Origin of the sequence: Streptomyces mauvecolor, from assembly GCF_039532965.1 — a bacterium.
GTDB classification, from domain to species: Bacteria; Actinomycetota; Actinomycetes; order Streptomycetales; family Streptomycetaceae; genus Streptomyces; species Streptomyces violascens.
Genome location: NZ_BAAASQ010000008.1, coordinates 852,927 through 865,306 on the forward strand (window position 1 = coordinate 852,927; position 12,380 = coordinate 865,306).

The 12,380-nt window shown below is 70.1% G+C and carries 11 protein-coding genes; 6 read left to right on the forward strand and 5 right to left on the reverse strand.

All coding sequences use genetic code 11. The features are described from left to right. Window positions 1-24: 24 nt before the first annotated feature. Both ABD346_RS11895 and ABD346_RS11900 read right to left on the reverse strand, forming a co-directional pair. On the reverse strand, window positions 25-576 hold the full coding sequence (locus ABD346_RS11895; protein WP_344374305.1) for a nucleoside 2-deoxyribosyltransferase: 552 nt from the start codon (window positions 574-576) through the stop codon (window positions 25-27). 216 nt (window positions 577-792) lie between these two features. Then, window positions 793-1,320 carry a flavin reductase family protein gene (locus ABD346_RS11900; protein WP_344374306.1) on the reverse strand — a complete coding sequence of 176 codons (528 nt, stop codon included), beginning with the start codon at window positions 1,318-1,320 and terminating at the stop codon, window positions 793-795. Window positions 1,321-1,645: 325 nt separating this feature from the next. On the opposite strand from ABD346_RS11900, the gene ABD346_RS11905 reads away from it, so the two are divergent. From ABD346_RS11905 to ABD346_RS11915, 3 genes are read left to right on the forward strand one after another with little or no spacing between them, the layout of a single operon-like run. Next, entirely contained in the window at window positions 1,646-2,590 is a 945-nt protein-coding gene (locus tag ABD346_RS11905) for an ABC transporter ATP-binding protein (protein ID WP_344374308.1), read from the forward strand. Continuing rightward, on the forward strand, window positions 2,587-3,573 hold the full coding sequence (locus ABD346_RS11910; protein ID WP_344374309.1) for an ABC transporter permease: 987 nt from the start codon (window positions 2,587-2,589) through the stop codon (window positions 3,571-3,573). The genes ABD346_RS11905 and ABD346_RS11910 overlap by 4 nt, the downstream gene beginning before the upstream one ends. A 33-nt stretch (window positions 3,574-3,606) precedes the next feature. Next, on the forward strand, window positions 3,607-4,014 hold the full coding sequence (locus tag ABD346_RS11915; RefSeq protein WP_344374310.1) for a GntR family transcriptional regulator: 408 nt from the start codon (window positions 3,607-3,609) through the stop codon (window positions 4,012-4,014). A gap of 3 nt (window positions 4,015-4,017) precedes the next feature. Here ABD346_RS11915 and ABD346_RS11920 read toward each other — a convergent pair whose 3' ends face one another. Beyond that, window positions 4,018-4,728 (reverse strand): ANTAR domain-containing protein, encoded by a 711-nt coding sequence (locus ABD346_RS11920; RefSeq protein WP_344374311.1) that lies wholly within the window; start codon window positions 4,726-4,728, stop codon window positions 4,018-4,020. Between the two features lie 133 nt (window positions 4,729-4,861). Here ABD346_RS11920 and ABD346_RS11925 point away from each other — a divergent pair, with 133 nt between their 5' ends. After that, a complete protein-coding gene (locus ABD346_RS11925; RefSeq protein WP_344374312.1) occupies window positions 4,862-5,221 on the forward strand; it encodes a winged helix-turn-helix transcriptional regulator in 360 nt (119 codons plus the stop codon). Between the two features lie 158 nt (window positions 5,222-5,379). After that, on the forward strand, window positions 5,380-6,888 hold the full coding sequence (locus ABD346_RS11930; protein WP_344374314.1) for a neocarzinostatin apoprotein domain-containing protein: 1,509 nt from the start codon (window positions 5,380-5,382) through the stop codon (window positions 6,886-6,888). Window positions 6,889-7,262: 374 nt separating this feature from the next. Here the strand turns inward: ABD346_RS11930 and ABD346_RS11935 are convergent, their stop codons facing one another. Together ABD346_RS11935 and ABD346_RS11940 are read right to left on the reverse strand one after the other, a co-directional pair. Further along, window positions 7,263-8,438, reverse strand: coding sequence for an epoxide hydrolase family protein (locus tag ABD346_RS11935; RefSeq protein WP_344374315.1), 1,176 nt, complete (start codon window positions 8,436-8,438; stop codon window positions 7,263-7,265). 31 nt (window positions 8,439-8,469) lie between these two features. Beyond that, complete coding sequence (locus tag ABD346_RS11940; RefSeq protein WP_344374316.1) at window positions 8,470-9,210, reverse strand: VC0807 family protein; 741 nt, start codon at window positions 9,208-9,210, stop codon at window positions 8,470-8,472. 552 nt (window positions 9,211-9,762) lie between these two features. Here ABD346_RS11940 and rph point away from each other — a divergent pair. Further along, entirely contained in the window at window positions 9,763-12,360 is a 2,598-nt protein-coding gene (gene rph / locus ABD346_RS11945; RefSeq protein ID WP_344374317.1) for a rifamycin-inactivating phosphotransferase, read from the forward strand. Window positions 12,361-12,380 lie beyond the last annotated feature (20 nt).

The window sequence follows — 12,380 nt, forward strand, 5'->3', positions numbered from 1 at the left end:
GGCGGGGGAGTGCGAGGAGTGCCGTCAGGCGCCCGCGGCGATGGCCGAACCGAGGGCCTCGCGCTGAACCTCGGTCGCGGCGAGCACGGCGTCGACAAGGAGCCCGGGCTTCTCGTTGAACTCGTCGAAGTCGATGACCTGCACCGAACCCACCCGGTGCAGCCCCTTGAGCAGATGGCTGGCCGAGTCCACGAACGGCTGCTTGGTCACCAGGACGATGGGCCGGCCCAGCGCGGTGGCCCAGCCCAGCTCCACGTGCGTGCCGTCGGTGCGGCGCAGGGTGAGGTCGGGAAGCACCGGAAGCACGGGGACGAACACGTCGCACTTGCGCATCCACCGGAAGTCGCGCACCGAGACCTGCTCGGGAGTGAACTGCGCGGTGTCCTCGCCGAACTTCTCCGCCACATGGGCGGAGAACACGTTGCCGCCGTTCTCGCGGACGGTGCCGATGGCCCTGGTGATCGCGGACTGGAGGTCGCCCGCGAAGCCGTTCGCCAGGATCGCGTGCTGGATCGGACCGCCCACGAACACGTCCAGGCCGGTGAGCAGACCCGACCGATCAGAGATGATTGCCATGTGAATTCTCCTGACAGAATATTAACGTCGATTTGATGGCTGAGTGGCATCGCCGAGGGTCGGCACGTCATCGAAGACCTGCCGACAGGAGGGAATACCCGAGTGGGATCGAGCCCTTTGGGGTGGCCGAATTCGGGAGACCTGGCGAGAAAAGGATGGTGTACGTCCGGGGTGTGGATCGCTTCACTCGTACGAATGTGAGCGGACGCTCCGGGCTTATGCCGGGCCGGGTACGCTCTCGCCGAGCGATGCGTATCGGCCACGGTGATACAGCAGTGGCTTCCGGTCCTCGTCCGTGTCCAGGGCGAGTACCCGGGCGGCGACGACAAAATGGTCGCCCGCGTCGAACTCCGCCTCGATGGCGCACTCGAACCAGGAGCACGCGCCGTCGAGCCTGGGGGAGCCGCCAGCCGGGCAGCTCCAGCCCACACCTGCGTACTTGTCGCCGCCCGGGCGGGCAAACCGCCTGCTCAGAGCCGTCTGGTCCGCCGCGAGGACGTTGACGCAGAAGCGACCCGCGGCCTTGATGTGCGGCCATGTCGTGGACGTACGGCCGACGGAGACGAGAACCCGTGGCGGGTCGAGAGAGAGGGACGAAAAGGCCTGGCAGGTGAATCCGACGGGGCCGTTCGGGCCCATGGCGCTGATGACGGTCAGGCCGGTACAGAAGCTGCCGACCGCGGACCGGAACGAATCGGTGGTGACGTGGTCCTGAACTGCGATGGATGTGCTGTCGCCATGCAAGGGAAGTTCCTCACGGTAGAGCGGCGGATCCGATCGGCCCGTTGTTCCGTGAGCTTTCTCGGAGGTAAAAGTCTGCACTACATGGAGAGTTGGGACAAGGGACCTTTGAATCGTGAACGGGACGTTTCAATGGTCTGGGCAAGTTGAATGATTCGGGCGCGTTTGCAGCGCGCACTCTGTTGCGTTCCGACCCTGCCGCCGGCCTGTCCGCGACGCCCCGCGCGGCTCCGTCCGGCCGTGCCGGGGCTGGAGCAGATTGACAGGCTCGCGCCACGAAGACCATGATTCCACTAGTTGACTAGTGGAATCGAGTGGGAGGGGGAGCATGAGCGGCACGGCCACGTCTGGTGGGAATGACGGTCGGTGGGCCCTGGAAGCACGCGGGCTCGGCAAGAAGTACCGCCGGGGGTGGGCGTTGCGGGAGGAGTCCTTCCGGGTTCCGGCCGGGCGCGTCTGCGGTCTGGTGGGGCCCAACGGGGCCGGAAAGAGCACCTTGTTGGGGATCGCGGCCCGGCTCGTCGAGCCGACGCGGGGCGAGCTGCGGATCTTCGGGCGGCCGGTCGGCGACCCGTCCGTGATGCCCCGGTTCGCCTACCTGGGCCAGGACAAGCCGCTGTTCAAGCGGTTTACCGTGGCGGAGTGCCTGCGCATGGGCCAGGAGCTCAACCCCGGCTGGGACCAGGCGGTGGCCGAGCGGATCGTGCGCGAGGGCAACCTGGCGCCGAGCGCCAGGATCGGCAGCCTCTCGGGCGGCCAGCGCACCCGGGTGGCGTTCGCGCTCGCCTTCGGGAAGCGGCCCGAGCTGCTGCTCCTGGACGAGCCGATGTCCGACCTCGACCCGCTCGCCCGCGACGAGATCGGCTCCCTCCTCATGTCCGAGGTGGCCGAACGCGGCACCACCGTACTCATGTCGTCCCACATGCTCTCCGAGGTCGAGCACATGTGTGACTACCTTCTGGTGATGGCCGGCGGCCGGGTCCGGATGGCCGGTGACACCGACGAGCTGGTGCCGCTGCACACCGTCGTCACCGGGGTCACCACCGACGGCCGCCTGCCCGACGCACTCGCCACGCACACCGTGATCGATGTCCGCACCGCAGGGCGGCAGTTCACCGCCCTCGTCCGGCACGAGGCCCCGCTCGACCCCGCGTGGCAGCTCGCCGAACCCAGCCTGGAGGAGGTGCTGCTCGGCTACCTCCGCCACCCCGAGGCGCCCGCGCTGCTCTCCCCGACCGCCGTCCCCGGCCACCGAGAGGAGCACGCGGCATGAGCACCGTCACCCGCACCCCCGTCCAGCAGGAAACCTGGTTCGCCGGGCGACGGAGGCTCCGCGGCCTGGCCTGGCTGATGGTGCGTCAGCACCGGGCCGCCCTCATCGCCTGCACCGCGGTGACCGTCGTCGGAGCGGCCTGGATCATCCACGAGCGCGGCACCATGCTGGACACCCTGCACGCGGCAGGGTGGCCCGCGAAGCCCGTCGCCGCCCTCGACCCCGACATGGTCCAGCGCCTCGACAGGTCCTTCAGCGATCTCGCCCGGTACATCGGGTATCTGCCGCTGCTGTTCGGCGTGTTCATCGGCGCCCCGCTCATCTCCGCGGACCAGGAGCAGGGGACCGCCCGTCTCGTGTCGACCCAGTCGGTGCCCCGGCTGCGCTGGCTGCTCTGGAAGCTGGGCTTCGCACTGGGCCTGGTCCTGATGACCACCGGGGTTCTGGGCGCGCTGTTCGGCTGGTGGTGGCGGGCCGTCCGGCCCGCGGTGTCCAGTACGTGGCTCGACGGCACGGTCTTCGACAACTCCCTGCCGGTGCTGACCGCGCTGGTCCTGTTCACCACCACCCTCGGCATCGTCATCGGAACACTCGTGCGCCGCGCGGTCGCCGCCATGACCGTCACGTTCTTCGTCACGGCGGCCTCGCTCCTGGTGGCCGACTACTTCAGGAACCGGCTGGCCACCCCGCGCCGGGTGGCCTTCCCCCTCGACGGCGCGCACCCCGCGGTGCTCACCGACGCGGTGCAGGTCGACCAGTGGGTCGGCACCGCCTCCGGCAAGGTCTACGGCTGGGGTACGTGTGTGAACGACGCCGCCCCCGAGGCCTGCCGCGCCAAACTGGGGATCGTCAACTCGGTGTGGGACTACTTCGGTTACGACCAGATGGCCACGCTCCAGTGGACGGCGGCAGGTCTGCTGTCGGGCGCTGGCGTGATCTTCGTAGCCCTGGCCGTGTTGCGTACGCGGCGCACGGCCCTGTAGCTGTACGAAGAGGATGGGAAGGGGGCGGGTGCGATGGTCGTGTTCCGCATAGAGCGACGCAGCGGAGTGCCCGCGTACCTCCAGATCGTGCAGCAGGTGCAGCAGGCGCTGCGCATGGGGGCGCTGGGCGAGGGCGACCGGCTGCCCACCGCGGCACAGGTCGCCGCCGACACGAAGGTCAACCCGAACACCACGCTCAAGGCCTACCGGGAGCTGGAGCGGTCCGGCCTCGTCGAGGTGCGCCAGGGAGCGGGCACCTTCATCACCCGCTCCCTGGCCGCTCCGCAGAGCGACCCCGGGTCACCGCTGCGGGCCCAACTCGCGGACTGGATGCGGGAGGCCGTGGCCATGGGGCTGACGGAGCAGGAGGTCGGCGTCCTGTTCGACGCGGTCCGCGAGCAGACGTACGCTGCGCAGCCCATCAGGGTGACCTCGTCCTGAGACTCAGCCCGCGGGACTGAGCGGCGGCTCGGATCCCGGGGGCACGGCCTCGGCGACCGCGTCGGACAGGTGTTTGCGTACGGGCTCGGGCAGCGGCGTCCCCCCTGCGGAGTCCACCACCTGCTCGGCCAGGCAGCGCAGTTTGGTGTTGGTGTGCTGAGAGGTGGCGACGAGGACCGTCCACGCGTCCTCGGGAGTGAGGGCGAAGGCGGCCATGAGGATGCCGCGAGCCAGGTCGATGGTGCCCCGGCTCTCCATCGCCCGCCGCAGCTGGCCGAGTTCGAGTCGGAGATCCATGTCGGGATCAGGGTCGGAGTCGGACGCGGCGGCGAGGTCCGCGCCCGGCCCCGGATCGTCCGTCGGCGGGCTGACGCAGGGGGATGCGGCGCCGTCGAGCCCGGGGACCGCGGGGGGCTGGTCCAGGGCCGGCTGCCTGATGTGCAGCAGGATGTTCACGGCGGAGCAGCCGCAGAACTCGACGCCGCTGAGGTCCAGTCGGACAGAGCCGTCCGACCCGGCGGGGGCCGCGCCCAGAGCGTGTCGCAGTTGTTGGTCCGTGGCGAGGTCGAGCTCGCCGCACACGTCGACGACGGTCCCGTCGCCGTCGGGGCGACTGAAGACCGTCAGACCGGACAGCCGATGCGTGCCGGTGGATCCGGCCAGCCTCGTGCACGTGCCCGCCTGCCCGGGCCCGGACTCTTCACAGTGCGGCATGGCCCTCTCCCCCTGCGCACTCCGGCAGTTCCTCCCTGCCCAGATTCGCGCTCACGGACGACGTACGTCAAGGGATACACGAAGCCAAGTTCGGGTATTCCTCAACGCGAACCGGCGGGCCTACGATGCGCCCATGGGTGGAGTGCCGGAACCGCACACGGGATGGACGTTCATCACCAACCACGCGCGTGTGCTCGCGACCATCGCCGAGGACCAGAACGCGCGGATCCGCGACATCGCCGCCCGCTGCAGACTCACGGAGCGGGCCGTTCAGAAGATCATTTCCGACCTGGAGCAGAGCGGCTTCCTGTCCCACGCCCGTGAGGGACGCGGCAATACCTACCGGATCGAGCCGGGAAAGACCCTGCGGCACCCCGCCGAGGCCGAGGCCGGCCTCACCGTGGCCTCCCTGCTCGGCCTCCTCGTCCAGGACGAGGCCCACCGTGCCGCGCCGTCCGGCAACGGCGCGCACACCGACGGGGACCGACCCTGAACGCGGCTTGTTCTCGCGCGTGACGCTGGCCGATTGAGAACTGGCCGTGGGCGTCGTGCGTCGAGAGGATTCTCCCCTGCCGGGTGGGGCGACCGAGAGGGCGGGAGTACATGAGGCTACGACGAAGAACGTCGCGGGACGGGAGAGCCGGGGCGCTGATGCGGGGCACGGTCGCGGTGGCGATCGCCTGCGCGGCACTGGCCGGGGTGCCCGCGGTGGCGCAGGCGGCACCCGCCGCGGCCACGACCACGTCCGCATGCAGTACGGATACCGGAGCGAAGGGCCTGGCGAGCTCGCCGGCCTCCGGTGGCCCGGTCTCCGTGGATCGCGCGGACGGCCGGATCGCGCAGTTCCAGCTCTTCTACGACAGCACCGCGACGAAGGGCCTGCCCTTCGTGTGGCACCGCGAACAGGACGCGCCGGGCGGCGCGTACGGCGCCTGGCAGCGGGTGAGCGCCGCGACCGTCGGCCCCAAGAGCTACTACATCACGGCGATGGAGAACTCTGCGGGCGACCTGGAACTGCTGTTCTCCACATACGGCACGTTCTGCCACGCCGTGGAGGACGACAGTGCGGGCGGCTGGAGCACTCCGGACGCCTTCGGGCTCGCCCCGACCCCGTACCACGGCGGAGTCGTCCTCTTCAAAGAGCGCGACGGCAGCATCGACGCCTTCGCTTCCGGGTCCGGGACCGGCAGCACGATGGAGATGCGGCACCAGCAGAACGCGGACGCGGGCTGGGGCCCGGTGCTGCCCATGGGCCAGGTCCCCGACCCGAATGTGGGACTGAGCCAGCCGAGTACGGTGGAGCAACTACCCGACGGACGGCTCCACTTGACGGTCCGTGAGTGGAACCGGGACCGCATGTGGGAGATCTATCAGTCGCTTCCCGGCGGCGGCTGGGGCCCGTGGCAGCTGATGTCCTCGGTGGCGGCAGCGGCGCCGGCCGCGCTCGCCGCCCCCGCCGGCCCGCAGCTGAAGGTGAACCGCACCACCGGCCTCCGGGACGGCGACATCGTCAAGTTCACCATCGCGGGCGGGCCGCCCAAGGACTACGTCTGGGTCAAGGAGTGCGGCCCCTCGGCGTCCACGACCACCTGTGACGACGACACGGGCCGCCAGTTCCGGGTGTACCCGGACGGCACGTACCAGCTCTCCCCGAAGAAGCTGTACGCCCAACTGCACACCACGGCAGGGACGTTCGACTGCCGTACGGTGTCACCGAGCAACCCGTGCTCGCTCGCCCTGACCGACAACACCGGGGCACTGCTCACCACCGTGCCGCTGCGCTTCGCCCTGCACGGGGCGCTGGAAGCGCCGCCCACCCTGCGGGTCGACCCCGACACGGGTCTGGTGGACGGCCAGGCAGTGCGGGCCACGGGCAAGGGCTACGAACCGCAGTACCACGTGCTGATCATGGAGTGCGCCACCGGCTCGACCGACACGTTCGGCTGCCGCCCCCGCTCCAGGCCGCCGGCCACCAGCGACGCGGGCCGGGTGGACGAGACGGTCACCCTGTCGGCGACGTTCACGGCCATCGACGGCCGCACCATCGACTGCCGTGCCGCGGCCGCGTGCGAGCTGGTGGTCTTCGGCACGCGGGTCCGCGGCCCGGAGACGGTCCGCCATCCGCTCGGCTTCGCAGCGCCGCCGGCGTCGGGAGGGTGAGCGCCGGCCAGGGGTATGGCGCCTCCTGACGAGAGGGCGGGGGCCGACCCGGGTCGGCCCCCGCCCTCGTTGCAGTGACCGTCAAGGACTGCTCACCGAGGCTCGCTGTGCAGGGGCTGTGCCTCTGCCGCAGCGGGGCCGGGAACCGACGCCTTCGTGCGCCGCAGGCCCAGCGCGCCGATCACGCACAGCGCGAGCGCGGACGTGGCGAAGAGCAGCCACATCGCGGCCTGGTCAAGGCCCAGCCGAAGCCCATGAGGACGAAGGAGAAGGCGACGTACGCGATGCCGGTGTCCTCGCCGAACCGGGACTGGAACAGTGCCGACAGCGCGAACGCCGTGAACCCGACACACAGCAGCTTGTGCGGCTCTCCCTCAGCCCAGTGCCGCCTCCCGGTACGGCCGGAAGAAGGCGCGGAGTTCCTCGGCGTACAGCTCCGGCTCCTCGAACGGGGCGAAGTGTCCGCCGCGGGCCGGCTCGGTCACGTACGCCACGTTCGCCGTGCGTTCGAGCCACGCCCGCGGCGGGCGGACCACGTCGCCGCGGAACAGCGAGAAGCCGGACGGTACTTCGACCCGGCGGGCGTGCTGGGCGGGTGGGATCGCCGCGTTCGCGTGGTACGTGCGCATCGACGAGCCGATGGTCTCCGTGAGCCAGTAGAGCGTGATGTTCGTGAGGATCTCGTCCTTCGTGAAGCTCCGCTCGACGTGGCCGTCGCAGTCGCTCCACCCCCGGAGCTTCTCGACGATCCACGCGGCGAGCCCGGCCGGCGAATCGGTCAGCCCGAAGGCGGCCGTCTGCGGCTTCGTACGGTGCATCGCGGCGTACGCGCCCTCGGTGCCGCCCCAGGCCACCGCGTCCTCCAGCCAGGCGCGCTCCTCCGGCGCGAGTTCCGCCGGGTCGCCGCCGAAGGCGGGCAGGCCCGCGTCGGTGCGGTGGACGGCCACGACCCGTTCGGGGTGGTCGAGAGCGAGGTAGCGGCTGACGTGACTGCCCATGTCCCCGCCCGCCGCGCCGAACCGCTCGTAACCCAGGACGCCCATGAGCTCGGCCCACAGTCCGGCGACGGCGATGGTGTCCAGGGGCGGGCCGGTGGGCCGGTCGGAGTATCCGAAGCCCGGCATGTCGGGCACGACCACGTCGAACGCGTCGGCCGGATCACCGCCGTGCGCGCCGGGGTCGGTGAGGAGCGGGACGACCTTCGAATAGCGCCAGAACGAGTCCGGCCAGCCGTGGCTGAGGACCAGCGGCAGCACGGGCCCGGCCGGCGCGACGGCCCGCGCATGGACGAAGTGGACCCCGAGCCCGCGGAGCGGCACGCGGAAGTGCGGGAGCCGGGCGAGCGCGGCCTCCTGGGCCGGCCAGTCGAACCCGTCCGCCCAGTACGCGACGAGCTCGCGCAGATAGCCGAGATCGGTGCCGAGCGTCCACCCGGCACCCTCGGGCGCATCCGGCCAGCGCGTCGCACGCAGCCGCGCTCGGAGGTCCGCGAGCGCGGCCGGGGAGGTCTGCGGGATGAACGACTCGGGTCGAGGCAGGGCGTCGGGCATGGGGCGAGCCTATCGACCGGGTGGCGTCACTTCACGAACCCGCCGAGGGGGACCCCGCGTTCGGTCCGGTGGTGGGCCGGGGGTCATGCCCCGTCCGGCCCCGGGCGGCAGCCTGGGCCTTCTTCGCCGAGTGGACGGTCCACACGGCCAGAGGTCCATAGACCGCGAGCATGAGGACCTGCGAGACATTGGCAGCGGGCCCGATCGGCAGCAGGTACACGGCCGCGATCCGCAACCCCGCGTCGACCAGGAGTGAGATCCCCCAGACCAGCGAGACGCGGAACCAACGGGCCTGCATGGCGGCGGTGTTCGCCGTGCTGTGGAACTCGTCGTGCTGCTCGGGACCGGCCGAGCGGGCGAAGCGCAGCGCCGCGTAGTAGGCGAGCGGACGCCCGATGACACAGCTGCCGACGAAGACGAGCCCCGCCGTGAAGGACCCTGCCGCGTCCTTGGCGAGAACGAACCGGGCGTCACCGGTGGTGAAACTCAGCCCGAGCCCCGCGCCGAACAGGGTGAGCAAGAACAGCGCGAACGGGTCGAGCCTGCGCCGGCGCAGAGCCACCCAGAGCGTACGCAGCCCGGCGACGACGGTGGCCAGCAGCAGGGCGAGGTAGTTGCTCGCACCGAACAGCCCGGCGGTGAAGTAGGTGATCACCGAGAGGCCGACGTCGCAGAAGAGGGTGAAGGCCATTGCCCGCATGGCCGGGTCGAGCCGCCTGCGGGGCGGAGAGGCGGTGGGCTTGGCGGCGGGATCGGACGAGGTCGGTTGCATGCGGACTCCAGTCGGCCGAGCAGGGGAATCGGTTCGAGCGCATTCCCGCATTCGGGCACGCATGCATGAATTGCTTCGGGTATTCCCCTGGGAGGGAGCCGCGGATGCATTCCATGAATCGCGAGAATGCTTTTCTCTCGTTCGCAACCGACGTTAACTTTCCCCGGCTGCACGCGTCTTGGAGCCCTCGGTGGAGATCCGGAGGGTCGTCTGCACCGTTGGGTGGAGGGTGGGTGGAGGTGGAAGAAGCGGCGCTCGCCCCAGGGCGCCCACCGGGCGCGCCACCGCTTCGGGGGAGGCCTGTCCGTCCCCTTCGACGGCAAAAGAAAAGGCAGGGAGAGTGTTCTCTCCTTGCCTCTCTTAACTTATAGCGCGTTGGGGGGCTTGCCGCAAGGCCCGGGTCATGACGCAGAATCACGACTCGTCAGAGGGAAGGCAAGCAGGGATGGGGACGTGCTCGACAAGAGGTTCGGCAGAGGCAGAGTGGGAGACACCGGCGATGCGATCGACCGGGGCAGGGAAACGGAACACGGGCGCCTCGGAGGTATCGCCATGACTGAGCAGTACGTGCTGGATCTGCGAGAGGCCGACGGGACGCAGATCGCGGTCGTCGGCGGCAAGGCCGCGCACCTGGGCGGGCTTTCGCGGATCGAAGGCATCCGCGTGCCGGACGGCTTCTGCGTGACGACGGACGCCTTCCGGCGGATCATGGCGGAGGCGCCGTCGATCGACGATCGGCTCGATCAGCTGTCGCGCCTGGACCCGGACGACCGGGAGGCGATCCGCACGCTCAGCGCGCAGATCCGCCGGACCGTCGAAGGGATCGCCATCCCGGCCGATGTCGCGGCGGCGATCACCGGAGCGCTCGCCCGGCACGGCGAGCAGGCCGCCTACGCCGTCCGGTCCAGTGCGACGGCCGAGGACCTGCCGACGGCTTCCTTCGCGGGCCAGCAGGACACGTACCTGAACGTCGTGGGGCCGGGGGCGATCCTCCGGCATGTCAGCCGGTGCTGGGCCTCGTTGTTCACCGAGCGGGCCGTCACCTATCGCCAGCGCGGCGGCATCGACCACCGTACGGTCCAGATGGCCGTGGTCGTGCAGCAGATGGCCTTCTCGCAGGCGGCCGGCATCCTGTTCACCGCCGACCCCGTCACGGGCAACCGGAAGGTCGCCACCGTGGACGCCGGCTTCGGCCTCGGCGAGGCTCTGGTGTCCGGCCTGGTGAACCCGGACGTCTTCACGGTGCGAGACGGCGAGGTGGTCGCCAAGGCGATCGCCGCCAAACAGCGTGCCATTCACGCCGTGCCGGCCGGCGGTACGCGGGAAGTGACGATCGATGCGCGGCAGCAGGAGCAGCCGGCTCTGTCGGATGCTCAGGCCGTACGGCTCGTGCAACTCGGGCGGCGGATCGAAGCGCACTTCGGCCGCCCGCAGGACATCGAATGGTGTCTGGTCGACGACGAATTCCAGATCGTTCAGAGCCGGCCGATCACCACGCTGTTCCCCATCCCCGAGACCGGAGACGAGGAGAACCACGTCTACGTCTCCGTCGGCCATCAGCAGATGATGACCGACGCCATGAAGCCGCTGGGGCTCTCCATGTGGCAGCAGACGGCCATGGTGGCGATGCACGAGGCCGGCGGCAGGCTGTTCGTCGATGTCACCGGGCGACTGGCCTCGCCCGCGAGCCGTGCCGGCCTCCTCGACCTGGTGGGGAGAGGAGACCCGCTGGTCAGGGACGCGCTGGAGACCGTCCTCGACCGCGAGGATTTCGTCCCCTCGCTCCCGGACGAGGGTCCCGTAGAGCCGCCGGCAGGCGGTGCGTCCGCCCCGGTCGAACCCGATCCGGCCATCGTCACCGAGCTGATCGAACGCAGCCAGGAGTCCATCGCCGCCCTGGAGCGCGACATCCGGACGAAGACCGGACCGGCGCTGTTCGACTTCCTCTTCGAGGCCTTCGCCGAGCACAAGCGAGTCCTCAGTGACCCGCTGAACATTCAGGCGATCATGGCGGGGATGGAGGCCACCTGGTGGCTCAACGACAAGCTGCAGGAGTGGCTGGGCGAGAAGAACGCGGCTGACACACTGACGCTGTCGGCCCCCGACAACATCACGTCGGAGATGGGACTGGCGCTGCTCGATGTCGCGGACGTGATCCGCCCGCATCCCGAGGTCGTGGAGTTCCTGGAAGGCGTCGAGGACGAGGGCTTCCTGGACGAGCTGGCGAAGATCGCGGGCGGGGCCGAAGCGCGCGACGCCATGGAGGCCTACCTCGACCGGTACGGCATGCGCTGCGTCGCCGAGATCGACATCTCGAGGCCACGTTGGCGGGAGCGGCCCACCTCGCTCGTGCCCGTGATCCTGGACAACGTGAGGAACTTCGAGCCGGGTGTCGCCGAGCGACGCTTCGAGCAAGGGCGGCAGAAGGCGCGGGAAAAGGAACAGGAGGTGCTGTCACGCCTGCGGGACCTGCCGGACGGGGACCGGAAGGCGGACGACACGAAGCGGATGATCGACCAGGTCAGAGCCTTCGTCGGATACCGGGAGTACCCGAAGTACGACATCGTCAGCCGCTACTTCGTCTACAAGCAGGCCCTCATGGCGGAGGCCGAGCGCCTCGCGCAGGCCGGTGTACTGGAGGCGAAGGAGGACATCTTCTACCTCACGTTCCAGGAACTGCACGACGTCGTCCGCTCGCAGCGGGCGGATCACCGGCTCATCCAGCAGCGCATGGACGCGTTCCGGTCGTACCAGGCGCTCACACCGCCCCGGGTGCTCACCTCGGACGGTGAGGCCGTGACGGGGGCGTACCGGCGCGACGACGTGCCGGCCGGCGCGCTGATCGGCCTGCCGGTCTCCGCCGGGACCATCGAGGGAAGGGCTCGCGTCATCCTCGACATGGCGGACGCCGATCTCGAAGCGGGCGACATCCTGGTCACGACGTTCACCGACCCCAGCTGGTCGCCGCTGTTCGTCGCGGTGGCGGGCCTGGTGACGGAGGTGGGCGGCCTGATGACCCATGGCGCGGTGATCGCCCGGGAGTACGGCCTGCCGGCCGTCGTGGGCGTGGATCAGGCCACCCGGCTCATCCGGGACGGGCAGCGGATCCGCGTGCACGGAACCGACGGGTACATCGAGATCCTGTCCTGACACCGAGCGGCCCCTCCCGT

Bases quoted from the DNA above. Each gene is read 5' to 3' on its own strand.
- ABD346_RS11920 (WP_344374311.1), bottom strand. From the start codon at position 4,728: ATGCCGCACTGTGAAGAGTCCGGGCCCGGGCAGGCGGGCACGTGCACG.
- ABD346_RS11895 (WP_344374305.1), bottom strand. From the start codon at position 576: ATGGCAATCATCTCTGATCGGTCGGGTCTGCTCACCGGCCTGGACGTG.
- ABD346_RS11905 (WP_344374308.1), top strand. From the start codon at position 1,646: ATGAGCGGCACGGCCACGTCTGGTGGGAATGACGGTCGGTGGGCCCTG.
- ABD346_RS11915 (WP_344374310.1), top strand. From the start codon at position 3,607: ATGGTCGTGTTCCGCATAGAGCGACGCAGCGGAGTGCCCGCGTACCTC.
- ABD346_RS11940 (WP_344374316.1), bottom strand. From the start codon at position 9,210: ATGCAACCGACCTCGTCCGATCCCGCCGCCAAGCCCACCGCCTCTCCG.
- ABD346_RS11910 (WP_344374309.1), top strand. From the start codon at position 2,587: ATGAGCACCGTCACCCGCACCCCCGTCCAGCAGGAAACCTGGTTCGCC.
- ABD346_RS11935 (WP_344374315.1), bottom strand. From the start codon at position 8,438: ATGCCCGACGCCCTGCCTCGACCCGAGTCGTTCATCCCGCAGACCTCC.
- ABD346_RS11925 (WP_344374312.1), top strand. From the start codon at position 4,862: ATGGGTGGAGTGCCGGAACCGCACACGGGATGGACGTTCATCACCAAC.
- ABD346_RS11930 (WP_344374314.1), top strand. From the start codon at position 5,380: ATGCGGGGCACGGTCGCGGTGGCGATCGCCTGCGCGGCACTGGCCGGG.
- rph (WP_344374317.1), top strand. From the start codon at position 9,763: ATGACTGAGCAGTACGTGCTGGATCTGCGAGAGGCCGACGGGACGCAG.